This window comes from Rhizobium sp. 18055 (assembly GCF_902706285.1).
Classification (GTDB): Bacteria; Pseudomonadota; Alphaproteobacteria; order Rhizobiales; family Rhizobiaceae; genus Rhizobium.
On sequence record NZ_CACSKD010000001.1, the window covers coordinates 412,546 to 438,063 of the forward strand.

A 25,518-nucleotide genomic window follows, 5' to 3' on the forward strand; every position below is an offset into this window, starting at 1 on the left:
ACGCAAGGAGCACCATTATATCGATTAAGCAGATGTGCGGCACGCGATTTTCCGCCGATGACGTCATGCGCCGGAAGTCGGCATGCAGCGGCGGGCCCATCGCATCAAACTGTGGACAGGCGCCTGATGCCATCCAACAATCGCGGCTTTCACACAAACTTATACATTCTCTTGTCCAAACTCCGCCCCAGTGATGGTAGAAGAACGGCATTGAAAAACGAATGCCCTTCACGGGTGTCACGACGATGTCCGACAGCAGCGGAGGGACAGTGACCAATCCATACGAGATTCTCGGTGTCCGGCGGGACGCGAGCGATGAGCAGATCAAATCGGCCTACCGCAGGCGGGCGAAGACAACACATCCGGATTCCGGCGGTGACCCGAATGCGTTCGGCCGCGTGCAGAAAGCCTATGAACTGCTGCTCGATCCGGTGCGTCGCAAGGTGTTTGACGACACGGGCTATGATGTCGAGCTTGCCGATCCAGTCGATCTTCAGGCGCTGATCGTGATCGAGAAGCTCGTCAACGAGCTCACTCTGGACGAACGCGAGCCGGGGACATTCGATCCGCTCACCCGCATGCGCGAGGATCTATCGGAGGATATGCGCAAGGCTCGCTTCAGCAAGCGCGAGCTGGAACGACACTCCTCGCGCATCGAGCATCACCTGGAGCGTCTGGAAAAACGACCCTCGACCGATATTCTGGGATCGATGCTGCGCGCCCGCGTCAAGGCCATCGCCTCCGCCATCAACGAGACCGAGGCCAAGATCAAGGCGAGCGAACGCGCCTGCGAGATGCTTTACGACTACGGCTATGAAGTGGATATGCAGGAAAACGAAGACGGCCTCCTCCACGAGGAGGAAGCCGCTCCATCAATTTCTGCGCCGAAGCGCGAAGATCGTCCGCTGTGGGTCGTCCCTGCCGCCGCTCAGGAGGGCTGAGGCAGGGATCGCTCGACCACAAGGTTTACGCGGCGCGCTGCTCGGTGCCCTGAATGGCGGCAAGCTTCCAGTCGGTGCCGGACTTGCGTACGAAGGTCCAAACCTCGGTGCTTTCCGTCGGCGCGCGCGCGTCTCCACTGACCACCCGACCGCCGTCGCGCTCGACCATCGCGTCGATCGATGAATAGCGCATGGCGAGGGTCGCATAGTCCGAACCGTCTTCACGCCAAGCCTCGGCAACATCGCCCTGCAGCAGTTTTACATTGGTGACCTGGTTGCGGACACCGTTGGTGGCGTTTTCGCCCAACTCTTCGGCCAGATAAGACATTGCTTCCGGTGTCGTCAGCCTGCGAAGCGTGCCGTAATCTTCGGCGCCGTAAGCAGTCTGCACCTCCGTCAACAGTTCCTCGAACTGGTCGAGGTCGTTCTGCTTGATCCCGACTTCGTCATTCGGCTTGCTGTCGCGCGGTGGCTGCGACGAAGCATTTCCGCCACCCATGCAAAAACCGCTCCCCATGCCAGAGCCAATGGTCGGAATACGGAACGAAGAATTGCCATTCGAAGCCATCGGGTTGACGCCGCTTGGTCCCGCTGCGGCACCGTATGACGGCTGCTGGCGGCGATTGGCAAAGTAGCGAATGGCAAGCATGGCCGCACCGGCGATCAGGGCGAACTGAAGCAGCATGCCGAGGAAGCCGAAGCCACCGCCGAAACCGTGACCGAGCAGCATGCCGAGCAGACCACCGGCGACGAGGCCACCGATCATCGAGCGGCCGAATCCCCCGAACAGGCCACCTGGGCGCTGCATGCCGCCAGCCTGCTGGCCGACATTAGGCGCCGTGGTTTGCGTGCGCGGCGTCATCGAGCGCTCGATCGGAGCAGACATGGTCGGAGCCGTCTGGGTGGTCGGTGGCGCCTGAAACGTCCGCGTACCGCGGCTGCCGAAACCGGAACTGCCCGCGCGCCGTGCATCTGCCTCCCCGATGGAAGCAAATACGGTAACGCCTGTCAGGACGGCAACCGCCGCAACCTTGGCAAAACGTGAAACGGCACGAGGCATCTTGAAGTCTCCCATATGGCAACAGTTAAGTGTCGCCGTATATATAGGTGGCTTTTTCCACGTTTGAAGCTTTTGCCTCGCATATTCCTTTGTTCCCGGTCTTGTCTTCGGAAAGAAGGCGGGATTGTGCGATCGGCGATCTTCGTCCGCGACGTCAAGATGCTCCATACCAGTCCAATTATTGAGAATAGCCCGCCAGAGCCGAAGGGCCTGGCGGGATATCATTCTTCCCCAGCATTTGCCGATCCCCTTCAGGGCATCGGTTCAGAGGCTGGACGGCGAGCCCAGCTTGTCGATCACCTGCAGCAGCAGATCCGCACAGGCCTTGGTCGGCTCATCATCGGCGCACTTGATATCGATCTTGGTGTCTCCATCCTCGATGCGGAAATGCGCTGCCTTGGAAGGCGGTGGTGGCGGCGGTGGGCGATGCCCGCGCAGCCCGAATTCACCATGCCCTGGGCCCCTTCGCGGCGCATCTGCCAGATCGCGCGGCGCGCGGGGAGCGTTCATGGCATCGGGACCGCCGGGTGGCGGTGGCGGGGCTAGCTGCTGATCGGCAACAGGGGGCTCAGCGCCCGGTGGCGGCGCAGGTGGCTGTTGTGCGAAAGCAGAGCCTGCCAGCACCGTCAGTGCAAGGCTGGAGAGTAGCAATCTGTTCATGGCGATATCCTTTCGTGGTGATCGCTGTTGGCGTCGTGAAACGAGTGTCGGTTGGTTTTGTTCGCGCGCTATCGTTCAATCTTGTGAAACAGTGCGGCGAGCCCGTGGTGCGGCGGCGGTCCACCGGCGGGGCCAAGTGCAACCGTGCTTCCATCTGCGTGCACGAGGTAGCTCGCATGCACGAAGCCATTGTCGAAGCGGCCCTGTACCGTGATGGCTTCATCTTTTGCAACGAGGCTGCCATCATCGCCGGCAGGTCCTGTTTCGATCAGAGCCTTGCCGCTGTCGTCCTGGATGACGAACTTGTTGCCATAGATCTCGGCGACCTTGCCTTTGACGGTCACCAGGCTCCAGGCGGGCATCGAAGAGATCGCGACCGGCGTGACCGGCGCCATCTCCGGCGCCGAACGGGCAATCTTCATCGCGGTGGCACCACCGGCCGCCCCGATGGCAAGCACGACAAAGCCTGCGATTGCGATTGCGGCAAGGTGATTGCGGCGCTTTGACTTACCACTTCCTATCGCTGCATCCACATGGCTCGCGGATGACGGTTCCTGGCTTGTGTCTGACATCGTGTTGCTCCTTTGCATGACTGACAACCCAAACCTAAACGCCTTGTCCCCTCGCCGCGCTGAACCTTCCGGTTCAGTTTGAGTTAAGGTCGCGCCTGCTATTTCCACCCGCCTGCAACACAAGGAAAGAAAGTCGCAATGCGCGTTCTCCTCGTCGAAGACGATGACGATCTCGGCACCCGCATCGCAGCCGCGCTGCGAGCCGAACATTTCGTGGTCGATGTTGCCAGGAACGGTGAGGATGCACTCCATGCCGGAATGACGGAGCTGTTCGATGCCGCAGTTCTCGACCTCGGTCTTCCGAAGATCGACGGTGTCACCGTGCTGAAGAACTGGCGCGAGAATGCCCGCAACTTGCCGGTCCTGGTGCTGACGGCCCGTGATGGCTGGCCGGACAAAGTGGCGAGCTTCAAGGCCGGTGCCGATGACTTTTTGACGAAGCCCTTCAAGATCGAGGAACTCGTGCTGCGGCTGCGCGCGCTCGTCCGCCGCTCGACCGGACACGCCTCCTCGCAGGTCGCCTGCGGCCCCTTGCAGTTCGATGCCCAGCTTGGAACGTTCGAACTCAACGGTTTGCCGCTGAGGCTGACGGCACTGGAGTGGCGCGTATTGTCCTGCCTGATGCTGCGCGCAGAAAACGTCGTCGATCGAGGCGAATTGATCGAGCGCGTTTACGACCGAAATGCGGAGGTCGATTCCAATTCGATCGAAGTCATCATTGCCCGCCTGCGCAAGAAGCTCGGCGCGCAATGCATCGAGACCGTACGCGGCCGCGGATATATGCTGACGTCACAGGTGCCGACGTGAGAGCTTTTACCAGCCCTACGGCCTCGATTGCAGGACGCCTTCTGATTTTCTCCATTGTCTTTGTGAGCGCGGCGCTCGTCGTCGCTTCGGTCATCTTGTGGTTCGCAATCAGAACGGTGGTCCGCGAGCAGATCGACCAACGACTGGACACCCAGATCGGCGCCATCGCGAGCGCAACCGCGAACGAGGGCGGCACGCTCACCGTTGGTGGACAACTTGACGGGCCACCTTTCGATCGCCTGGGATCGGGCTGGTACTGGCAGGTAGAGGCCAATGGCCAGCGTAAGTCATCACGCTCGCTCGGCACCGGCACCATTGACGCGCCGCCTGCCCATCAGGACTTTCGGCACATGCTGTCGGGCGCATCTTCACCCAACAGCGGCTCTGATCCCGATGGCAACCGGCTGTACATACGCCAGGCTGTGAGAAGTCTGGGCGGCGCGACCGTTACAATCACGGCGACGGCACCGTCGCGGGCGCTTGTCGATCCCGCCGGTCGAGCCTTGCTCTGGCTGATCCCCTGCATGGTCGCGCTGGGCGCGGTCCTGATCGCCGGTACGCTATGGCAGATCCGCTACGGCCTGCGGCCGCTGATATCCATCACCGACGACATTGACGCCATTAAAAAAGGCGAGCTGAGGCGCGTGCCCTCGCAGCGCACCGTTGAGCTGTCGCCTTTGGCTATCAGGACCAACGAGCTTCTCGCGCAAAACGAAGATCGGCTGACCGCAACGCGCCTGCAGTTTGCCAATCTAGCGCACAGCCTGAAGACCCCCGTCGCAAGCCTGTTCCTCGCACTCAACGACCACAATGACCCGCGGGGTGAACTGCGCCAACTCGCCGATCGGATTGACCGCAGAATAAAACATCACCTGAGTGCAGCCAGGCGTGTCATGGGCGGATCGTCAAGCGGCTCGCAGACTGCGGTATTTGCAATCGTTGCAGACCTTCAGACAGTCATAGCCAAGATACATGCCGATAGGCAGGTCGAGTTCACGAGCAGTGTGGCGGCCGACCTTGCGGTTGCCTGCGACGCACAGGACGTCGAGGAGATGCTTGGAAACCTGATCGAGAATGCTTTCAAGTGGGCATCGACGCGGGTGACAGTGACATCGCGGAGGGACGGGCAGCTCACCCAGATCGCCGTGGACGACGATGGGCCGGGTATTCCGGCGGAGCGACTACAAGCCGTCATCTTGCCGGGAGTACGCGAGGACGAACGCGTTCCCGGCGATGGGTTCGGATTGACCATCGTCACAGAACTGGCGGAGCTCTATGGCGGCTCGCTGCACCTTGAAAACCGCAAGCCAACGGGCCTGTCGGCAATCCTTTCGCTGCCGTCTGTAGACAGTGGAAACATTGCACGAGAGAAGTGATTGATCGCCGCCGTTCTGACCGTTTCCGTCGAAACGACGCATCATCAAGGTCCAAAGGCCAACAGCGCTGCAAGCGACAGGAACAGTGCCGGAAACATGACCACCGCGCCGATCTTCAGGAACGCCCATGTTCCGATGCTCAGCCCTTCTCTGCGCAGCGCATTCAGCCAGAGGATCGTTGCCAACGATCCGGTGACGGACAGATTTGGTCCGAGATCGATGCCAATCAGAACCGCGCCGGCGATCTTGTCCGAGACTTGGGCAGCCTGCACCGCACTGCCGGCGACCAGTCCGGCCGGCAGGTTGTTGACCAAATTGCTGACGACTGCGGCCAGCAGACCGGAAACGGTCGCCGTCGCGGTTGGAGCAGTGATCGAATAGGCGCGCAAGATACCGGCAAGGTGATCGGTCAAACCTGTCTTGTCGAGGGCCTCCACGATCACGAACAGGCCTGCGACCAGAGGCAGGACGCTCCACGAGACGCCCTTCAGCGTTTCGAGCGGGTACTCGCGTTTGACCGACGCCACGACAATGGTGGTCAGCACCGCTGCAGCGCAGGTTGGCATGCCAAGAGCAAAGCCTTTTGCCGACGCCACGACGAGAATGAAGGCCGTCGCGGCCAGGCCGACACCCGCCATTTTTGCGCTTGCCGTCAGGTGCGACTGCTCAACGACAGTTGCGACAGTATCCGCGCTGATCGAGCGCCTCTGCGTCCACCACAATGCTGCGAACGTCGCGACGATTGCAGCCACTGACGGGGCAGCGAATGTTGCGACCCAGCGATCGAGCGGCGGCATATCGCCGCCTGCGAAAATGACGAGGTTTGCGGGGTTGGAAATAGGTAGGACGAAACTGGCGGCATTGGCGATAAAGGCACAGATCAGCAGGTACGGCATCGGGTCCCTGACCTTCGCCGCCCTACAAGCTGCGTAGACCGCGGGTGTCAGCACGACCGCCGTCGCGTCATTTGACAGGAACACCGTGACGACGATGCCGACGATATAGACGAGCACGAACAGTCGTGAAGGCGATCCCTTGGCGCGCGCGGTAGCGACGGAAGCGACCCAATCGAACAGGCCCTCCATCCGCGCCAACTCGGAAAGAAGCATCATGCCGATCAGGAAGAGATAGACGTCGAAGCCCTTGGCGATACCGGCCCAGATGTCGGACAGGCCCACGACCTGCAATGAAGCCAGCAAAACCGCACCCGCAACGGCCCACACCGCTTCTGGCCAGCGAAACGGCCTGAGGACGATACCAAACGCTGTCAAGGCGGCGACCGCCCACGTCATGGAAGCAAATGTCATAGAGTGGGAGGTCCGATCGGCATCGAATTGGCGCTGGTCTGTCTGTCGGCGATGGAACTAGCAGACATTGCGAGACTGACAAGGGGCTATCGCACAATCTGCCGCAAACGTCCCCGCTCCATGGCTTCGCTGAACAAACGCCATAGCGGCGTGTTTCCAAAGCCGCACCGAGCAGGGAGCAGTTGTTCGTGCAGTCTGGAGCCTGGACACGCAGACGGTTGCAGACGACACCTTTGAGGCGCCCTCAGATACCCCGAGACTACACCAGGAGGTTCAGCGTCTTCTCCTTTTCGACATAGGCGCGCTGCTGGTCGGTGATGTAGTCGCGGACGACAGGCGCTGCATCGCGCGAGCGCGACAGCTGCATGTGGAAGACCAGTTGGCTACCGGTACGAAACATCATCTCGGCGCTGATCAGATAGAATTCCCACATTCGAGCAAAACGCTCATCGTAGAGCGCCACCACCTTTTCGCGATTGCTCTCGTAGCGCGCAGCCCAGTGCTGCAGCGTCGTGGCGTAGTGGACACGCAAGAATTCCAGGTCGGTAACCCAAAGGCTGTTGCGCTCGACCACCTCAAAGACTTCAGAAAGCGCCGGCGAATAGGCGCCAGGAAAAATGTACTTGCGCAGCCAAGCGCTCGCCATGCCGGGCGGGCTCATATGACCGATCGAATGCAACACGGCGACGCCGTCGTCGGGCATCAGCGCATTCAGCTTCGCAAAGAATTCGTCGTAGTGATGAACACCGACATGCTCGAACATGCCGACCGACACGATGCGGTCGAAAGGGCCGGTGACGTCGCGGTAGTCGCGCAGCTCAAAAGTGACACGGTCGGCAAGGCCGGCCTTTTTGGCTCGTTCGGTTGCCAGCGCCTGCTGTTCCTTCGACAGCGTCACGCCGAGCACTTGCACATCCTCGAGCTGCGCCAGATAGAGCGCCAGATCGCCCCAGCCGCAACCGATGTCGAGTACCCTCATGCCAGGTTTCAGCCCGAGCTTGCTTGCCAGCAGCCTCAGCTTGTTGCGCTGCGCCTGCTCCAGCGTCTCGTCGGGCTCGCGAAAGTAGGCACAGGAATAGAGCATGTTGTCGTCGAGGAACAATTTGTAGAAATCATTGCCGACATCATAGTGATGAGCAACGTTCTGCTGGGCCTGGCCCTTCTTGTTCGACTGCTGGCGCTTGCGGAAACGCATCTTGACGGCCCGCAGGATTTTCTGGATCGGATACGAGCCAAGCGACAAGCGGTTGACGGAAAACAGGGTCAGAAAGTCGCGGAGGTCCGAACCTTCCTCGAAGCGCATGGTTCCGTCCATATAGGCCTCACCGGCCGCAAGCTCGGCATTGAAGACCAGCGTCCGGTAAAGCTTCTTGTCCGTCAGCCGCATCGTCACCTGCGGCCCGTCCGTACCGGCAAAGACATGCCGCTTGCCCTCAGCGTCGATGACCGTCAGGCGGCCCTTGCGGATGAAGGCCTTCATCATGTGCGACAGCGGAAACATATGGAATCCCTTAAAAGAAATTGACCTTCGGGTTCAGATTCCGGATGCCGGATCGCGCCCCTCAACATTGCGTATGCTTGGTAGGCTTTGCAGTTACCGTGCCATGAACGTTTCCTGTTCCATCCCATCTTGCAAGCCCCTCGCCCGCGGTTCAATGCCAAGAAACGCGTTGGCTTCAATTTGAAGTCTCAGCAGCACAACAACAGGCGCCATCACCCTTATATGCCGAGCAACGGCAACTTCAACACCACCAGAAATGGCACCACGATCATCGGCCGCGGCCGACGGAATGAAGCATACAGGTGGCGTGGCGACGACTTGCATCGCGAATCGCTCGAGAGTGCAGCTTCCGAAGCGCAGCGCCACCAGAATGAGAGGTGCAGAGCCAGCGCAAAGCCGAAAAATGAGCTGCGGATCAAAGCGAAAACATGAATGACAGATAGGGGCCGCTGGGCGTTCGCAGCGGAGAGAAATTCCGATCGGTCACGATCAAAAGCGTGCCGGCTCCACAAACGCTACGGGATCACACCCGAGGGAATCCTTAATCCAGCGAGACAGTTGGCCACAGCAGCCCTTAAGGCCGGCCGCTTGTGAAAGCACGCCAATCGTGCGCAGCCCCGGCATTGCCGGGATACCCCTGTAAAACTGGCGAGACCAAACAAAAGGGCAAAGCACAAAAAAATAAAGGCCCGCTGGAGCAGGCCCTTCGAAGCAATAATATTGCTTTGGAAATCAGCGACCGTAGACCCGGCGCTTCAGGTCGGAACGGCTGATGCCGATATCCTTCAGTGCTGCGTCGTCGAGGCGGGAAAGTTCGCGGTAGGCTTTGCCGAGTTGGAAGAACTCGACGATCCGATTGGTCATTTTCATTGCACATCTCCAATTTTGATGCACAAATATTTATCTCATTGCACACGAGATGAGCAGAGCCAATTTTGCATATGAGGCATCTCGAATCGCTGGCCGACCCGCACCGGCGACCAAGCCCGGTCGTTAGGACAAAAAGCATTGCCTCATGATTTCAGCGTACTAACGGGCTTCATTGATCTGGAGGAAAGGCTGGCGGGAATGGCATGGCCCGCAGCCGGACGCGCGGCGCGGTGCGCTGAGCCAGCAACGATCGCCTGCCTATTATTATACCGCGATGCTTTTGACGATACGGCTGCTGGTTTGAAGCCCGCCGGGCTGCCCGAGCCAGACCATCGCCAGCCGGTCTCCGGTCTGTTTTGCCAGGTACATGTAGCTATCGGCCCGCTTCACAAACGAGGTGGCGGTATCATCCGGCTGCAGCAGGGTGACACCCACCGCCGCACCCAGCTCGACGACAACGCCGTCGATGGCGATGGGTTTGAAGATGCGGTCCGTAGCATCTGTCAGCGTCACCTCGACGTCGCCCAGGTGGGCCGGATCGATCTCCAACAGCACGACGAATTCGTCACCGCCGACACGGGCAATGAAGTCATTGGCGCGAAAGCTGTCCCGGAAGCGGCTGGCGATCGTCCGCAACACTTCGTCCCCCGCACCATGCCCCATGGTGTCGTTGACCGCCTTGAACCCGTTGAAATCGATGAACGCCAGCGCCAGAAGCTTTTCGGTCTCGTGGCGCTTCTCGATGTATTCGGCAACGGTTTCGTCGAAGCAGGCCCGGTTGGGCAGCCCTGACAAAGCATCGGTTCGCGCCGAAGCCCGCAATGCGAGTTCGATTTCGTGCTGATGGCGGACACGCGCGGACACATCGAGAATGACTTCGACGTCGAACGATACGCCATCGATGACCGTGCGCTGCGCCGATATCAGCGTCGGCAAGATCATGCCGTCGGAATGCTTGATATCCACCTCTTCCAACACGTAGCCGCCATCCTCGGCAAGCATTCGATGTCGGCGATCCCGGGCGGGGCTGCTGATGGCCGAGCCTTCAGAGGTCAGCGTTTTCCCGCGGATATCGTCCCACTTCAAGCCCGTCAGCCTGAGATAGGCGTCATTGACCTTGAGGTAGCTCGACGTCTCGGTGTCGCTGGTTGAAATAGCCATGGCGATTGGTGCGAACTCGAACATTCGCATTAATATCGAGGTCAGAACGTCTGGCGGCAGTATTTCTTCGTCGGCCATACACTTGATCACCAAAAGCACGGAAAACTGTTTAGCAGGTGAAAGTTAAGCTCTTCTGACTTTAATCTGCTAATTTAGTACGCAGATCGGCGCCTGTACCTTCTCCGCACAGGAGCGGGATGCTAGAGCTTTGCCGCAAACGCTTTGCAACAAGCGTGAATCTCACTATCTTGCGGCATCATCGTCAACAAACAAGGGTTCCTGTGTTTCTCGAAATTGGAATTGTGGTCTTGCTCACCATCCTGAATGGTGTGCTCGCCATGTCAGAATTGGCAGTCGTGTCCTCCAGGCCCGCCCGCCTCAAAGTTCTCGCCGATCACGGAAGCAGAGGAGCAGCCCAAGCAATTAAACTTGCCGAAAACCCCGGCAGGTTTCTGTCGAGCGTGCAGATCGGCATCACTCTGGTTGGCGTGCTTTCCGGCGCTTTCTCAGGCGCCACGCTCGGCAGTCGTCTGACGGCATGGCTTGAAGTGCAGGGCATGTCACCGACCGCAGCCGATGCTGTGGGTGTGGGTGTGGTGGTCATGGCGATTACCTACCTGTCGCTGATCGTCGGCGAATTGGTGCCGAAGCAGATCGCGCTGCGAGAGCCGGAGGCTGTCGCAGCGAAGGTCGCGCCGGCAATGGTGGTTCTTTCGAGACTGGCGCTACCGCTCGTCTGGTTGCTGGATACATCCGGCAAGCTCGTGTTGAGACTTCTCGGCCAGTCGGGCAAGGGCGGCGACAACGTCTCGGACGAAGAGATCAAGACTGTCCTCGCCGAAGCACAGTCCGCCGGCGTGATCGAAAGCGAAGAATCGGCGATGATCTCGGGCGTCATGCGCCTCGCGGACCGCACGGCGCGCGCCTTGATGACCCCGCGCCGCGACGTCGAAATCATCGATGTGGACGACAGCCTCGAGGAAATGCGGGCTCAGTTGCACAGCACCAAGCGCTCAAGGCTGCCGGTGCGGAAAGGCAGCTCCGATGAGGTTCTGGGCGTGCTTGCTGTCAAGGACTTCTATGACGCCATGTCTGAGCATGGGACGGTCGATCTGAAAAGCGTGACGCAGGATGTGCCGATCGTTTCCGACCTCTCGACCGCAATCAGCGTCATTCAGGCGATCCGCATGTCGCCTGTTCACATGGTTCTGGTCTTCGACGAATACGGCCACTTCGAAGGCGTCGTTTCCTCGGGCGACATCATGGAAGCGATCATGGGGGCGCTGCAGGACGGTCCGATCGACGAGCAGGCGATTGCGCGCCGGGATGACGGCTCATACCTCGTGTCGGGATGGACACCGATCGATGAGTTTGCGGAGTTCATGAATTTGAAACTCGGCGACGATCTCGAATATCAAACTGTCGCCGGCCTTGTCCTCGAAGAGTTGAAGCACCTTCCGGTGTTGGGCGAAAGCTTCACCAGGGATGGCTGGCGCTTCGAGGTCGTGGACCTCGACGGACGGCGGGTGGACAAGATCCTGGTCAGTTCTCTCGACACCAGAAATACAGCGGAAGTCGATTGAGATAGGCTGCCCCAATAGCCGCTGGCTTTGCGCATGATGGCGCCCGAACCCACTGCATGAAAGCGGCAAGCTCTTTGCCGCCTTCCAAATTATGGACGCACTGACCTTCCCTTTTGCGAAGTGAGATTTATCTAACGCCCTGTCGTCAAAAGATTTTCTCATGGAGCGGGGTTCACATGGCTTCTTCTGTACTTATCGGGATACTCATTACATTTCTGGTTATCGTTCTGGTTCTCTACCTTGTTGCTCGGCTTCCGATCGATGCCAGGGCAAAACAGATTGTCCAGATTATCGTCCTCATCATCGGCATCATTTCGCTGCTGAAGTACCTTGCGGTATTTTGATCGCATCGACTGACCAAGACGGTTCCGGTCGCGTGAAACCCAATACGGCTTCGCGCGGCCGTGAACTGCCAGCGATAGATCGCATCAGAGGTCAGTTTTCCGAATGGAGGCGGCACACTGTAGTTCGCGATCCAACGGCGTAAGCTCAACTAGCAGATTGCCGAAAGCCGCCGCAGACAAAAATCATCACAATGAGGAGCGTCCAACGTGAGCTGGATTCGCAGCAAAAGCGCAGAACGGTCCAAGGCGAGCTTTCCGGAGCTGTTCTTCGATCTGGTGTTCGTGTTCGCGCTGATACAGCTTTCCCACACCCTGGCCGCCGATTTCAGCACCGCTACGCTTGCCGAGAGCTTCCTGCTCATTCTCGCGATCTGGTGGCTCTGGATCTACACGACCTGGGTAACGAACCTGCTCGACACCGACCGGGAAGCCGTCAGGATGCTGCTCTTCGCGCTGATGTTTGGCGGCGTTCTCCTGGCGATCGCGTTACCGGAAGCATTTGGCGATCATGGCGTCGTCTTCGCGGCCCTCTATTGCGCAATGCAGCTCGGCCGCTCTGTGTTCATGCTGTTTGCGTTCCGGCGGGTCGATGACGCGTCCTACCTTACCTTCGTCAGGATCACAGTCTGGGTTGTCGCCTCAAGCCTGTTCTGGATGGCCGGCGCCTTTGCTGATCTGGAATCGCGTGTCCTCCTCTGGTCATTCGCGCTCGTGCTCGAATATGCCTCGCCGCTGGCGCGCTTCTGGGTTCCTTCACTCGGCCCATCGCCCCGTGAGTCGCTGGATATCTCGGGCGAGCATATGGCAGAGCGTTGCGCGCTGTTCGTCATTCTGTGCCTTGGCGAAACCATTCTGACGACCGGTCGCAACGCGGCTGAGCATATGCAGAGCAACCTGACGTTTGCGGTTTTCTGCAGCGCGTTCCTGACCACCGGCTTCATGTGGTGGATCTATTTTCACCATGGCCAGCAAAAGACCGCCGACAAGGCCGAAGAAACATCGGCGCCGGCGACCGTTGCCCACGGGCTCTTCACCTATGGCCATCTGCCCATCGTCGCCGGCATCATATTGACTGCCGTTGGCGAAGATTTCAGCCTTTCCCACCCGGATGAGCAGAGCAGCATCAAGAATGCACTGGCGATCCTTGGCGGCCCGGCGCTGTTTCTGGCCGGCAACATCTGGCTCAAGGTGGCAGCCGCTGAAAAGCCGCCGCTTTCCCATATCGCAGGCGTCGTCATCCTGGTCGCGGCAACGGCGCTGTTTGCATCACAGCAGAATTTCACCATTCAGATGGTCAGCACCGCGACGCTGCTTGTGGTGGCTCTCTGGGAGTATTTGGCCTTGCGGCGGGCAAACGCGACCACCGCGTGACCGAGCCGGATACGATCGACCGAAAACCATCTGTTCCGGCAGGAACAACGCCTCGCTTCGCACGTTAAAGGGTCGTCGAAGACGAGCGGGGCGACCGATAAGCGAATGACAGATTTTCAAGCCATTGCAGACAGCCGGACAACGGCGAGCACCATAGACTTCATCACCCGTGCCGCGCGACGCACGACAACCGCAGACGTTGCAACGCTGCCCGGCGGCATCATTCGGCCGGGGCGAAACGCCTGGCAGGTTGGCCGCGCCGACAAGGCGGCGTTCCTGGTCGATGGTGCAGCCTATTTCACGGCACTCGACCAGGCGCTGCGCAAAGCGAAGGACACGATCTGGATCGTCGGTTGGGATTTCAATCCGGATATCAGGCTTCGGCCGCACCAAAGCTCTGAAACACTCGGAGAATTGCTGCTTTCGCTGGCAGACGAGAACGCCCGCCTGCAGATTCGGATTCTGGTCTGGGGCATGGGGCCGGTTTACTCGGGCAAATCGCTACGGCTGTTTCGCGAAAGTGGATTTTCCGCCCATCCGCAGATCACCATGCGTTTTGATCTTCGCCACCCCGTGCGCGGGTGCCACCATCAGAAGCTCGTTTCGATCGACGACAGCCTTGGTTTCCTCGGCGGCATCGACCTCACGGCCCGGCGTTGGGACGAGCCGGATCACCGGATCGAGAACCCGCTCAGAAAATCGCCTGACGGCACGCCATACCAACCCGTCCATGACATGCATTCCATGGTATCAGGCCAGGCAGCGATGCTGATCGGCGATGTTGCACGCAGGCGATGGAAACGGGCGACGGGCCAGAAGCTGAAGCCCGCGATGACGGAAGGCGCGTCGTGGCCGATTGGCATCGCACCCGACATGGCGGACGCAACCACGGCAATTGCTCTCACCGAACCGGGGTTGATCGGCAAGCGCGGACACTACGAGGCCTTCAGGCTGACGCGTGACGCCATCAAGGCTGCGAGAAAGCTGATCTATATCGAAACGCAGTATCTCGCCTCGTTCGGGGTCGCACGCGCAATCGGCAAGCGGCTGAAGGAAATCGACGGTCCGGAGATCACCGTACTGGTCACCAAAAGTTCGCACGGGTTCCTCGAGAAGCTGACGATGGGGAACAATCGCGACAGGCTGATCCGGCGCCTGAAACGGATCGACCGCTATGATCGGCTGCGCGTGATGTATGCCGTGGTGCCGAACCAGCACGGCGACGAGCAGGAAATCGTTATCCACTCCAAGCTCCTCATCGTGGACGACCATTTTGTGCGCGTCGGCTCCTCCAACCTGAACAATCGATCGGAAGGTCTCGATACCGAGTGCGATCTTGCGATCGAGGCTTCCAACGATGCGCATCGTGACGCCATCGAAGCCTTGCGCCACCGGCTGATCGCCGAGCATCTTGAAGTGACCCCAGCGGCCGTGCGCGATATGGAACTGGCCAGGAGATCGATGAATGATGCGATCGAAGCACTGAACGCCCGCGGACGCGGCCTGCGGCATTTCGCTGTTGATATCGCAAACGGCGAGACGACACCGTTGATCGGCACCGGCCTCGTCGATCCCCGACGTCCCTACTGGCCGCTACAGAAGCTGCGCCTGCGGATCGGCAGGCTGGCGGCCGCCATCTTCTGATCCGGCGCGTTTGTGCCTGCGGAAAACCACCTCGCTGATGGCGAGGATCGGCAGGCCGATCAGAAGCGGCAATACGAAGTAGATCACCCGGAAAGCCACCAAGGCGCCGATGGAAGCCGCGCCCGGCAGAACGTGGCTTACCGTCGCCTCCAGCACGCCGAGGCCGCCGGGAACATGGGTGATCAGAATAGCGACATTGGCCAGCACGAAGGCAGTGGCCGTCTGAACGAAGCTCGTCTCCCCCTGAGCGGCGAGCATCTGATGCAGGCAAGCCGAGACGAAGATGAAATTCAACGTTCCAATCACCACCTGGCCGATGGCAAGTTCAACGCGGGGCATCTCGAAGCGCCATTTCCATAGACGCAGAGGTGTCCTGACCGTCGCGGCCAGCACCACATAGATGGCCGGAACAGCCACGCATGTGAGGCCGAGCAGGAACAGAGCGCGAGCGCTGAGCTTCAGCAGGTTGGCAGCATCCTCGGGATTGATCAGAAGGGCAATGCCGGTCAGCGCAGACAGGCCGATGCCGACCGTGACGCCGCAGAACAGGATCACCTTGGCGACTTCCTCGGTATTCAGCCCCCAGCGCGCATAGTAGCGATAGCGCACTGCGCCGCTGCTCAAGGCGGCAACGCCGAGATTGTGGCCGATCGACAGACCGGTGAACGAAGCGATGGCGGCCCTTGGATAGCTCAACGGCCTGCCGGCGTATCGCAACCCCATCCAGTCGAACCAGGTCAGGCAAAAATAGGATAGCGCCGCGAACCCGACGCCCGCAAAGAGGCGCGAGACAGGGATGGCGGCGATCGAGCGCGTTACCTCGTCGAGAGAATAGCGATTGAAGACCTTATAGAGCAGATAGGCCGCAAGCAGCAGGCCGAAGATGAGCGTCGCATTGATGAGGAAGCGCTTTGCCGACATAGAGATTCCGTTTCGGTTTGATCCGTCTACCTATGGAACGAAACAGGATGAAACCGGGTTCCCTCGCCATGAGCGCATTCACAGACTTTGCCCCTGAGAAGAACCGGGAATTCAAGATCCTTACCTACAATGTTCATAGCTGCGTCGGCACCGACCGCCGGATAGACCCGCAGCGGATTGCCGATGTCATCGCCCAATCCGGCGCGGATATCATTGCGCTCCAGGAACTGGACGTCGGCCGCAGGCGAACGGGGGGCGTGGATCAGGCGCATGTGATTGCAAGCCTGTTGAAAATGGAGGCGCATTTTCACCCGGCACTTCACGTCGAAGAGGAACAGTACGGCGACGCGATCCTGACGGCGTTTCCAACGCGGCTGATGAAAGCGGGACCCTTACCCTCAGTTGGAGAAACGCGGGGGGCGATCTGGGTGCAGGTGGATATCGCCGGCCAGCCCCTCAACGTGCTGAACACGCATCTTGGGCTTCGAAACCGCGAGCGTGTAAAACAGGTCGAGACGCTGCTGGGTCCGCAATGGATTGCCGATGCCGCGTTTCACGCATCACCTTCCGTCATATGCGGTGATCTCAATGCTATACCGGCGTCGCCGGCGTATAAGATGCTGGCAAGCCGGCTCAGGGACGCGCAGCGGATTGTCGGCCACAAACCGCGTGCAACATTTCCTTCACGCTTTACGATGCTGCGCATTGACCATCTGTTCGTGTCGGACCAGCTTGAAGTCGCGTCCGCGTCCGTGATCGCCGACCCGCTGACACGTCGTGCGTCGGATCATCTGCCGTTGCTGGCGACCATCAGGCAGCAAGCATCTGTAACCGGTCTCGGCTGATTGCACCGGGAAACCGCGTTAGATCTGCGATGTCGCATAAAAAGCGATTGCCCACGCCACAATCGTGGTTGCACCCAGGAAAATAATCAAAAAACGCACGTTACGCCTCCAGCGATTGGGTGACCGAGCCGTCGCGGACGTCCACTTGCCTACCTGCTTCGCTACATCTACGCATACGGCGCCGAAATGGTTTCACTCAACGGGGCAAATTGGCGTCAGTGCTGGGCTGCGAGCGACTGCCCGGCAATGCCAGCGGGCTGTCATGCGCATGCATCCGATCACCCCATCATGACCGCGTATGCCGTCTCGAGTTTAAAGTTGACATTTATAGTCATTATTTAATAACGATCGCATTCCAAACGGCGCCCCGACCTCATCGGCCGGGTCGCCGGTCAAAGGAACTGTGCCGGGCGGTCCCGGCGTTTCACCGAGCTGGAAGACGGATGACGAGCATGACGACATTGAACTGCCGGGCAGAACTGCGCTTGCTGAAGCTCTTCGACTACCTCCACCTCATCGTCGATCGTCTGGAAAGCTTCGATGCCACCATCGAGCGCGGCGATGGGACCCTTGCTTTCACCTACTCATTCGGCTCGGCACGCTTCATCATGCAGCCGGAAACGCTTGTTATGGAAGCATCGGCGCATGACGAGCACGGACTGCGGCGGATCAAGGAGCTTCTGAGCGTCGCAATCGAGCTCTACGCCAAGAGCGAAAATCCTCAGGTGACCTGGGAGGGGGATCTCGCCGATGACACCACGTTGCCGTCCTTCCGCCTGATGCGGGTCGATAATGCTTGGCAGGTGACGCCGGGCATGCGCCGCGTGCGCTTGCTCGGAGACAATCTCGATCGTTTCGAAACGGCCAGCAGCATGCATATCCGCATGCTGTTTCCAACCGCTGCCGTGCCGGAGCCCGTCTGGCCCATCGCCGGGCGCAACGGGCTCGCACTATGGCCATCGGAAGAGCGCAAACCGGTCACCCGCGTCTACACCATTCGCAATATCGATGCGGCCGCAGGCTACATGGACATCGACTTCGTCGTTCATGGTGATGCGGCCGACGGACATGAAGGCGTTGGTTGCGCCTGGGCGATGCATGCTGCCGAGGGCGACGTGGTCGGCATCATGGGTCCGCTCGGACGCCCCGTTCGTGCTGCCGAATGGTACATCATGGGCTGCGATGAAACGGGACTGCCGGCATTGAGCCGCATCCTCGAGCGTCTGCCGTCGCACGCGCGCGGTTTTGCCTTCGTGGAAGTCGCTGACGCCGCCTGCGAACAACGGATTGCTCATCCTGACGGTATCGATCTGCGCTGGATCCACAGAGATGGGGTCGCCGGCGGCGAGCACGAAGGATTGGTGCAGGCCATCCGTGCCGTCGCGTGGCCGGAGGATGTCTCGAGCTTCGGCTGGTTCGCCTCCGAGAGCGATGCATCCAGGCAGGTGCGCGAATACTGGCGGACCACTTTGGCCTACGGCCGTGACAAGACGCTGGCCGCCGGTTACTGGAAGCGCGGTGCAGCCGGATTGATGGCGAATTAGTGGTTTGCCCTCGCCTGACAGCGCACCCGTTATACCAGCATCACGATACACAGACCGCCGCCGCCTTGTTCCAGCATGCGTCTGCGAAACGGTCTGGCGTGGTCAACCATACCGTCTCCGACGCACCACCAGCCCATTTAGCACTTGCGGATCAGCGGCCAGCCTGCATTAAGTCGCCCGTCCGCGGTGTCTCAGGTTATTTTTCCCAATCGGCGCGGACCAACAGTCGCTCGGAAAGCGACGCATGCAAACACTTGCCTCAGGTACGCCCCATGAACGAAGCCCAATTTCTCGCGCTCTGCAAAGACGGAAAATTCAAGGAAGCGCTCGCGCTCGCGCTAGAAGGTCGCGAAAAGGCGAAGTATTCGCCCAGCCGCTTCGCGATAGACAAGAAAAGCGGAAAGCCGGTTTTCTACCGTGGCAACAAACGCGTCGTGCTGGACGAACAGGGCGAATGGCAGCTCGCCAAAGACAGCTGGTCGGCAATACCAAGCGGAAAATCCTGAGCTATAGGTTCAGGCACAAACTGCTCGGGAGCTAACCCTTGGGCTTGCTCAAGCGATCGAGACGAAGACTGTGCCGCGCATCTGTCAGCCTGGCGATTGCAAGGCCGACGGCAATGATGATGCTGACGACCGACGCAACACACAGCAGAAACATCAGGAATATCTTCGACTGCGCTGCCGCCATCGGATCCTGACCGACGAGGATCTGCCCGCTCATGATCCCTGGCAAGGTAATGATACCTGCCCCCACCATCTGATTGATGGTGGGAATGGCGCCGGCGCGAATGCGGCAATGGTGAGCAAGCTTGACCCAATCATGCCGTCTTCAAATGATGAGAAACCGTGCCATGCGGACCCATGCGCGTCAATGCGAACGGTCGGCACGGCTCGCGTGCCATAGGGCACCGGGCGTTGCTCTAAATCGCCCGGCGCCGACCAAAGATCAGGATGTTAGACCAGCATCCTCAGTTCTTGACGGTGTCTTCGAGGAAGAAGCGACCGAGCGGGTTCTGGTAGAAGTTCTCGATGTTCTTGCGCGAGACGTTGATGTAGGGGCTGTAATAGAGGTCGATCCAGTTGACGTCGTCTTTGGCCATCTTCTGGATATCGAAGTACATGGCTTCACGCTTCTTCGGGTCGAGCTCAAGCCGCGCCTTTGCGACCAGATCCTTTACAGCATCGCTCTTGTAGTTGGTCATGTAGTTGTTGTTGCTGTCATGGCCGAGCACGAAGGTGGTCTTCTGGTCGGGGTCGAGAATATCGTTGGTCCAGTAGTTGACCGAGATATCGTAGTCGCCGGCGACCGTCATATCCCATTCCTGGCTTGAATCGACCTTCTGCAGGTTGGCAGTGATGCCTGCCTTCAGTAGCTGCTGCTGCAGGAGAACGGCGATCTGCTCGTCGACTTCGTCCCCGGCACGCAGGAGGTAGGTAAGCGTCAGGTTGGGCTCGCCGGCGGCGGCCAGCATCTCCTTCGCCTTGGCCGGATCGTAGGGCCGCTGCATGTTGTCGGCGTAGTAGTAGAGAGCGCCCTTCGGAATATAGGAGTTCGCGACGGTGCCCTGGCCGAAGGTCACTGCATCGACGATCGCCTTCTTGTCGATTGCCATGTCGAGCGCCTGGCGGACTTCCTTCTTGCCGAGCGCGCCATGGGCGTGGTTGATCAGCAGGTGGTCTTCACGGGTCGAGCCATCGATATCGACATTGAGGTTTGCATCTTTCTTCAGCTCTTCGACGCGGGAGAAGGGGACGAAGATCGCGGTGTCGAGCTGTCCGGCCTGAACGTTCAGCATGCGCGTGTTGTCGTCGGGAACCGAGATCCACTCGACGCCATCGAGCTTGACCCGGTCGGCCTGCCAGAAATTGGGGTTCTTCTTGAGGATGACGCGGTCGCCGCGGCGCCACTCCTCGACCGTGAAGGCACCCGAGCCAATCGGCTTTTCGGCATAGACGTCGGGGCCGAGCGTTTCCATGCCCTTCTTGGAGATAACAGAGGCATTCGGCAGCGCCAGCGTCGACAGGAACGGTGCGGACGGATGCTTCAGCTTGATCGTCAGCGTGTGCGCGTCAGTCGCAACGGCAGTGTCGATGACCTTGTAGGAATCGCTCCACAGCGAACCGGCATCGTCGCGGATGCGCAGCAGGCTGTAGGCAGCATCGTCAGCCGTCAGCGGCGAGCCGTCGGAGAACTTCGCATCGCGGATCTTGAATGTGTAGGTCAGCCCATCGTCGGAAGCCGTCCAGCTTTCTGCGAGGCCGGGCTCAAGCTTGGTGCCGGTCTTATCGACCCGCACCAGGACGTCGTAAACGTTGGAGAATACCCAGTTATCGACATTCTGTGCCGTCTTGATCGGGTCGAACGTCGTCGAATCCTCGCGGCGGCCGATGGTCAGCACGCCCGCTGCTTCGGCGTAGCTGGCACTGAGCGTGAGGCCGGCCATGATGGCGGCAAGGCCAATCGTCTTCCATCTGTTGTTCATGACTGTGTTCCCTTTGTTGTTATTGCAAATGTTTCATTGGCAGAGGCGGCACGGAATAGACATCGGGTTCGGCTACAGGGACATCGTCCAGCAGCCGATTGTCCGGATCGATATCGGGAATGGCGGCGATCAGGGCGGCGGTATAGGGATTTTGCGGGCGCGCAAAAACATCGGCCGACAGCCCCTCCTCGACGATTTCGCCGCGATACATCACCACGACGCGTTCGCAGAGATTGCGGACGATCGCGAGGTCGTGGGCGATGAAGAGCAGCGTCAGCTGCATCTTCTGCTTCAGCTCCTGGAAAAGATCGATGATCTGCGCCTGAATGGTGACGTCGAGTGCCGCCACGCATTCGTCGGCGATGATCATCTTGGGATCGACAGCCAATGCGCGGGCAATGCCGGCGCGCTGGCACTGGCCGCCGCTCATGCTGCGCGGCTTGCGACCGGCAAACTCGCGCTCGAGGCCGACGAGATCGAGCAGTTCGCTCACGCGGGCGGGGATGGCCGAGGTCTCGACTTTTCCCTGCACCTTAAGGACTTCCATGAGCGTCTGGCCGATGGTCATTCTTGGATTGAGCGCGTTGAACGGGTCCTGGAACACCATCGCCGCCTCGCGCCGGATGCGTGCCAAGCCGGCTACCTTCTGTTGCGCGAGATCAATGCCGTCGAAGGTCACGTGACCCGACGATAGCGGCGTCAGGCCGAGGATCGCGCGTGCCAGTGTGCTCTTGCCGCTGCCGGATTCGCCGACGATGCCGACGCTCTCGCCGGGCATGATCTGCAGGCTGACACCGGCAACCGCACTCACCGTCTTCGAGTTGCCTTTGAAAGGGCCGCCGCCGACGTTGAAGCGGACATGCAGGTCGTCGATTTCGAGCAGCGGCCTTGCAACGCTTTTCTCCGGTCCGGCGGCGATCACTTCAGAAGTCACTTCGGCCGGCATCGACGGATGGCTGGCGATCAGACTGACAGTGTAGGGATGCTGCGGATGCGACAAGATCGTTCGCTTCGGCCCCTGTTCCAGCAGCCTGCCGCCGCGCAGCACGGCGATCCGATCACAGGTTTGCGCGACGATGCCGAGATCGTGGGTGATGAGGATGATCGAAAGCCCGCGCTTGTCACGGAGTTCCATCAAAAGCCGCAGGATCTGCGCCTGGATGGTGACGTCGAGCGCGGTCGTCGGCTCGTCGGCAATCAGTATCTTTGGGTTGCACGACAGCGCCACGCCGATCATGGCGCGTTGGCGCATGCCGCCGGAAAATTCGTGCGGATAGCTGTCATATTGCCTGGCCGGATCGGGAAAGCCGACCTGGGTGAGTATCTCTATCGCCGCCGCACGCGCATCCCGCGCATTGAGACCTTGATGATAGCGGATGCCTTCGGCGATCTGGTCGCCGATGCGCATGACGGGATCGAGATGACTGGTGGGGTTCTGGAACACCATGCCGATCTCACCGCCACGAACGGCCAGCATTTCCGCATCGCTGATCCCGGTCAGGTCGCGGCCCTCCAGAAAGACGTTGCCGCTTTCAAGCTTCAGCAGCGAAGATGGCAGGAGGCGCACCAGCGAGCGGCAAAACAGGCTCTTGCCGGAGCCGCTTTCACCGACGAGGCCGAGGATTTCGCCCTTGCCGAGATCGAGCGAGACGGCGTCGATCAGGGTGCGGACGCCCTCGTCGCCATAGGCTTTGACCGTCAGGTCGCGGACGGACAGGACGGGGGCGCTCATTCGTGCACTCCCAGAACTTCGCCGAGCGCATCGCCGAGCATGCTGAAGCCAAAGGCGAAGACGACGATCGACAGGCCGGGGAAAAGCGTGATCCACCAGGCCGTGGTGATGAAGCTCTGGCCTTCCGCCACCATCACGCCCCATTCGGCGATCGGTGGCTGCACGCCAAGGCCGAGATAGCTGACGGCCGCGCCGCTCAACAGCACCAGCACGGCATCCGACATCGAAAACACGATCGATCCGGCAATCGCGTTGGGCAGAAGATGGCGGAACATGATGCGGAAGCGGCTGAAGCCGAGGCTGACGGCGGCAACCGCATAGTCGCTGTTCTTCAGCACCAGCATCTGCGCCCGGATCAGCCGCGCGTATGACACCCAGCCGACCAGCGCCATGGCAATGTAGAAGCTGCTGAGACCTGGCCCCAGAATGGCAATGATCGACAGCATCAGCACCAGAAATGGGAAGGCCAGGATGATATCGACGAGACGCATGAACAGCGCATCGACGACGCCGCCGAAGAAACCGGCAATGGTGCCGACCGTGGTGCCGATGATGAACGGAAAGACAACGCCGATGATGGCGATCTGCAGGTCGATCCGTGTTCCCCAGATAACCCGCGAGAGGATGTCGCGACCGAAATTGTCGGTGCCGAAGGGATGCAGCAGCGATGGCGCCTGAAGGCGAACATCGGCGTTTTGGAAGATCGGATCGTAGGGCGCAATCAACGGAGCGCCGACGGCGAGCAGCACGAAGATCAACAGGATGCCAGCGCCGATCGTGAGCGCCAGACGCTTGCCGAGAAACGTCCGCCAACCGGTTGATGTCGGTGCCATCGCCATCGCGCTCATAGCGTCACCCTCGGATCGACGGCGACGGTCACGATGTCGGCGATGAAATTGATCAGTACCGTTGCGCAGGCAAACACCATGGCGACGCCCTGCACCACCATGTAGTCGCGCGAGAAGATGGCGCGCACCAGAAGTTGCCCCATGCCGGGCAGCGCGAAGACGCTCTCCACCACGACAGTACCGCCGATCAGCCAGCCGATGTTGACCGCGAGCAGATTGATGGTCGGCACCAGCGAGTTCGGCACGACGTGTTTCCAGAAGACGATGCCCTCGGGCATGCCGCGGGCTCGCGCAGCGGTCGCGACATCCGATTTCAGCCCCTCGATCATCGCTGCGCGCAGGCTGCGGGTGAGCACGGTTGAAAGCGAAAGCGCGATCGTCAGGCTCGGTAGCGCCAGATGGGCGAGCTTGTCTCCCAGGGTGGTGCCGTAGCCGGAGACCGGGAAGATACCGAGCTGGACGCTGAAGAGGATGATCAGCATCAGGCCGAGCCAGAACGGAGGAAATCCGATACCGAATGTCGAAATCACCCGGACTGCATGATCGGCCAATCCGCCTCGGTTGCGGGCGGCGATCGCTGCCATCGGCACGGCGATCAGCACCGACAGGATGACGCTTGCCAGCACCAGCGCAACGGTGGGCTCGATACGGGTAAGGATCAGCTTCAGCACGTCGATCTTGTAGAGAATGGACTTGCCCATCTCGCCATTGGCGAGGTTGCGCAGGAAGTAGAAATACTGCAGCCACATCGGCTCATCGAGACCGTATTGCGCGCGGATATTGGCAATGGCGGTCGGCGTCGCGCGGGTACCGAGAATGTTGCGGGCGGGATCGCCGGGGATCAGCCGAACCAGAATGAAGGTGATGACGCTGATGCCGAAAATGACAGGCAGAAACTGCAGGGGACGCGTCAGAACAAATCTATAGCGATGCATCGCGACGATCGCTCCTTTGTCTCGACATGCTCTGTATAGCTTCTCTTCTCATTGCGCGGCCTTGTGCCGGGACAGGAAATCGAGAAGCGCCGGATAGTAGTCACCCGGATTCTCGTAGAACGGCATGTGGCTGGCGTTGGCAAACACCTTCAATTCCGCATTCGGCAAAGCGAGTTTCATGCGCAACGCGCAGGCCGGCGTCAACTCGTCATGTTCGCCTGTCGTGATCAGCGTCGGCACCGTGACGCGGGAAAGATCCGGGATGCGGTTCCAGTCCTTGAGGTTGCCGATGTAGAGAAATTCATTCGGTCCCTGCATCGTCGCATAGGGGCCCATGTTCCAGTCGTCGAGCGACCGGCGCACCGGAGCCGGCCATTCCGGCAGGCGACAGACATGGCGGTAGTTCAAAATGGTCACGGCAGCCTGGTATTCCGGGTGGTCGTAGGTGCCCTGCGCCTCGTGCTTCTGCATCATGGACACCGTTTCCGGCCCGAGCGCTGCGCGCAGCCGCTCGAGTTCCAGGATCAGATGCGGCATGTCGGCGACGGTGTCCTCGAGGATCAGCGTCTGCAGGTTTTCGGGATAGGTCAGCGCATAGTCGATTGCCAGCCAGCCGCCCCAGGAATGGCCAAGCATATGCACCTTGCCGAGGCCGAGCACCTTGCGAACGGTTTCCGTTTCTTCGACATAGCGGCCGATGGTCCAGAGCCCGGCATCGTCAGGCCGATCGGAGGCGCCGGTGCCGAGCTGGTCGAAGGCGACGACGCGATAGCCTTTGTCAACAAGGCAGGAATGCGCTTCGCGCAGATAATCACAGGGAAGGCCGGGGCCGCCGTTCAGGCAGAACACCGTCTCATCGCCGCTTCCGAAGCTGTAGGCAATCACCTTGTAGCCATCGACATCGATCTCATATCGCTCGTCAGGCTCGATTTCACGCCACATTGATGTCTCCGGCAAAGATTCTGCTTGCTCATTAATTGGGCAAGGCTAAATTTTTATCCCAAACAGCAT

General features: G+C 60.0%; 25 protein-coding genes. 10 read left to right on the forward strand and 15 right to left on the reverse strand.

The genetic code is table 11. From position 1 onward, the window contains the following. Positions 1-245: 245 nt before the first annotated feature. Entirely contained in the window at positions 246-941 is a 696-nt protein-coding gene (locus GVL52_RS01845) for a J domain-containing protein (protein WP_244619084.1), read from the forward strand. Positions 942-966: 25 nt separating this feature from the next. Here GVL52_RS01845 and GVL52_RS01850 read toward each other — a convergent pair whose 3' ends face one another. The 3 genes from GVL52_RS01850 to GVL52_RS01860 all read right to left on the reverse strand — a co-directional run bounded on the left by GVL52_RS01850 (position 967) and on the right by GVL52_RS01860 (position 3,233). Further along, positions 967-2,001: a Tim44 domain-containing protein gene (locus tag GVL52_RS01850; RefSeq protein WP_160003550.1), complete on the reverse strand. Its 1,035-nt coding sequence runs from the start codon at positions 1,999-2,001 to the stop codon at positions 967-969. A 264-nt stretch (positions 2,002-2,265) separates the two neighbouring features. Next, a complete protein-coding gene (locus tag GVL52_RS01855; protein ID WP_160003551.1) occupies positions 2,266-2,661 on the reverse strand; it encodes a hypothetical protein in 396 nt (131 codons plus the stop codon). Between the two features lie 68 nt (positions 2,662-2,729). Then, positions 2,730-3,233, reverse strand: a complete 504-nt coding sequence (locus tag GVL52_RS01860) for a hypothetical protein (protein WP_244619059.1) — start codon at positions 3,231-3,233, stop codon at positions 2,730-2,732. Between the two features lie 138 nt (positions 3,234-3,371). Between GVL52_RS01860 and GVL52_RS01865 the strand changes: the two genes are divergently transcribed. Together GVL52_RS01865 and GVL52_RS01870 are read left to right on the forward strand one after the other, a co-directional pair. Next, positions 3,372-4,040, forward strand: a complete 669-nt coding sequence (locus GVL52_RS01865; RefSeq protein WP_160003552.1) for a response regulator transcription factor — start codon at positions 3,372-3,374, stop codon at positions 4,038-4,040. Positions 4,041-4,102: 62 nt separating this feature from the next. Beyond that, positions 4,103-5,416 (forward strand): HAMP domain-containing sensor histidine kinase, encoded by a 1,314-nt coding sequence (locus tag GVL52_RS01870; protein WP_244619060.1) that lies wholly within the window; start codon positions 4,103-4,105, stop codon positions 5,414-5,416. 44 nt (positions 5,417-5,460) lie between these two features. On the opposite strand, the gene GVL52_RS01875 is transcribed toward GVL52_RS01870, so the two are convergent. From GVL52_RS01875 to GVL52_RS01895, 5 genes are all read right to left on the reverse strand, one after another. Further along, positions 5,461-6,723 (reverse strand): arsenic transporter, encoded by a 1,263-nt coding sequence (locus GVL52_RS01875; protein ID WP_160003554.1) that lies wholly within the window; start codon positions 6,721-6,723, stop codon positions 5,461-5,463. Positions 6,724-6,982: 259 nt separating this feature from the next. Continuing rightward, positions 6,983-8,224: a cyclopropane-fatty-acyl-phospholipid synthase family protein gene (locus GVL52_RS01880; protein ID WP_160003555.1), complete on the reverse strand. Its 1,242-nt coding sequence runs from the start codon at positions 8,222-8,224 to the stop codon at positions 6,983-6,985. Between the two features lie 93 nt (positions 8,225-8,317). Next, a complete protein-coding gene (locus tag GVL52_RS01885) occupies positions 8,318-8,548 on the reverse strand; it encodes a hypothetical protein (RefSeq protein WP_160003556.1) in 231 nt (76 codons plus the stop codon). 408 nt (positions 8,549-8,956) lie between these two features. Continuing rightward, the gene (locus GVL52_RS01890; RefSeq protein WP_160003557.1) at positions 8,957-9,094 is read right to left on the reverse strand and encodes a DUF1127 domain-containing protein; all 138 of its coding nucleotides are present in this window, start codon (positions 9,092-9,094) and stop codon (positions 8,957-8,959) included. Between the two features lie 264 nt (positions 9,095-9,358). Continuing rightward, positions 9,359-10,255 carry a GGDEF domain-containing protein gene (locus GVL52_RS01895; RefSeq protein ID WP_244619061.1) on the reverse strand — a complete coding sequence of 299 codons (897 nt, stop codon included), beginning with the start codon at positions 10,253-10,255 and terminating at the stop codon, positions 9,359-9,361. 281 nt (positions 10,256-10,536) lie between these two features. On the opposite strand from GVL52_RS01895, the gene GVL52_RS01900 reads away from it, so the two are divergent. The 4 genes from GVL52_RS01900 to GVL52_RS01915 all read left to right on the forward strand — a co-directional run bounded on the left by GVL52_RS01900 (position 10,537) and on the right by GVL52_RS01915 (position 15,197). Further along, on the forward strand, positions 10,537-11,838 hold the full coding sequence (locus tag GVL52_RS01900; protein ID WP_160003558.1) for a hemolysin family protein: 1,302 nt from the start codon (positions 10,537-10,539) through the stop codon (positions 11,836-11,838). A gap of 176 nt (positions 11,839-12,014) precedes the next feature. After that, positions 12,015-12,182, forward strand: coding sequence for a Thivi_2564 family membrane protein (locus GVL52_RS01905; RefSeq protein ID WP_160003559.1), 168 nt, complete (start codon positions 12,015-12,017; stop codon positions 12,180-12,182). Positions 12,183-12,389: 207 nt separating this feature from the next. Then, positions 12,390-13,553: a low temperature requirement protein A gene (locus GVL52_RS01910; RefSeq protein ID WP_160003560.1), complete on the forward strand. Its 1,164-nt coding sequence runs from the start codon at positions 12,390-12,392 to the stop codon at positions 13,551-13,553. 105 nt (positions 13,554-13,658) lie between these two features. Further along, on the forward strand, positions 13,659-15,197 hold the full coding sequence (locus GVL52_RS01915; RefSeq protein ID WP_160003561.1) for a phospholipase D-like domain-containing protein: 1,539 nt from the start codon (positions 13,659-13,661) through the stop codon (positions 15,195-15,197). Here the strand turns inward: GVL52_RS01915 and GVL52_RS01920 are convergent. Then, positions 15,147-16,118 carry a lysylphosphatidylglycerol synthase domain-containing protein gene (locus GVL52_RS01920; RefSeq protein WP_160003562.1) on the reverse strand — a complete coding sequence of 324 codons (972 nt, stop codon included), beginning with the start codon at positions 16,116-16,118 and terminating at the stop codon, positions 15,147-15,149. The two genes, GVL52_RS01915 and GVL52_RS01920, sit on opposite strands and share 51 nt — an antisense overlap. Before the next feature lie 68 nt (positions 16,119-16,186). On the opposite strand from GVL52_RS01920, the gene GVL52_RS01925 reads away from it, so the two are divergent. The 3 genes from GVL52_RS01925 to GVL52_RS01935 all read left to right on the forward strand — a co-directional run bounded on the left by GVL52_RS01925 (position 16,187) and on the right by GVL52_RS01935 (position 19,013). After that, on the forward strand, positions 16,187-16,963 hold the full coding sequence (locus GVL52_RS01925) for an endonuclease/exonuclease/phosphatase family protein (RefSeq protein WP_160003978.1): 777 nt from the start codon (positions 16,187-16,189) through the stop codon (positions 16,961-16,963). Positions 16,964-17,415: 452 nt separating this feature from the next. Next, a complete protein-coding gene (locus GVL52_RS01930) occupies positions 17,416-18,507 on the forward strand; it encodes a siderophore-interacting protein (protein WP_244619062.1) in 1,092 nt (363 codons plus the stop codon). Between the two features lie 272 nt (positions 18,508-18,779). Next, positions 18,780-19,013, forward strand: coding sequence for a hypothetical protein (locus GVL52_RS01935; protein WP_160003979.1), 234 nt, complete (start codon positions 18,780-18,782; stop codon positions 19,011-19,013). 31 nt (positions 19,014-19,044) lie between these two features. Here the strand turns inward: GVL52_RS01935 and GVL52_RS01940 are convergent, their stop codons facing one another. The 6 genes from GVL52_RS01940 to GVL52_RS01965 all read right to left on the reverse strand — a co-directional run bounded on the left by GVL52_RS01940 (position 19,045) and on the right by GVL52_RS01965 (position 25,449). Then, positions 19,045-19,299 carry an ABC transporter permease gene (locus GVL52_RS01940; protein ID WP_280179089.1) on the reverse strand — a complete coding sequence of 85 codons (255 nt, stop codon included), beginning with the start codon at positions 19,297-19,299 and terminating at the stop codon, positions 19,045-19,047. A gap of 178 nt (positions 19,300-19,477) precedes the next feature. Then, positions 19,478-20,992 (reverse strand): ABC transporter substrate-binding protein, encoded by a 1,515-nt coding sequence (locus GVL52_RS01945; RefSeq protein ID WP_160003565.1) that lies wholly within the window; start codon positions 20,990-20,992, stop codon positions 19,478-19,480. A gap of 19 nt (positions 20,993-21,011) precedes the next feature. Next, on the reverse strand, positions 21,012-22,724 hold the full coding sequence (locus GVL52_RS01950; protein WP_160003566.1) for an ABC transporter ATP-binding protein: 1,713 nt from the start codon (positions 22,722-22,724) through the stop codon (positions 21,012-21,014). Then, positions 22,721-23,572 carry an ABC transporter permease gene (locus GVL52_RS01955; RefSeq protein WP_160003567.1) on the reverse strand — a complete coding sequence of 284 codons (852 nt, stop codon included), beginning with the start codon at positions 23,570-23,572 and terminating at the stop codon, positions 22,721-22,723. Before GVL52_RS01955 ends, GVL52_RS01950 begins: the two co-directional genes overlap by 4 nt. Next, complete coding sequence (locus tag GVL52_RS01960) at positions 23,569-24,507, reverse strand: ABC transporter permease (protein ID WP_160003568.1); 939 nt, start codon at positions 24,505-24,507, stop codon at positions 23,569-23,571. Before GVL52_RS01960 ends, GVL52_RS01955 begins: the two co-directional genes overlap by 4 nt. Before the next feature lie 48 nt (positions 24,508-24,555). Continuing rightward, on the reverse strand, positions 24,556-25,449 hold the full coding sequence (locus GVL52_RS01965) for a proline iminopeptidase-family hydrolase (protein WP_160003569.1): 894 nt from the start codon (positions 25,447-25,449) through the stop codon (positions 24,556-24,558). Positions 25,450-25,518: the final 69 nt, after the last annotated feature.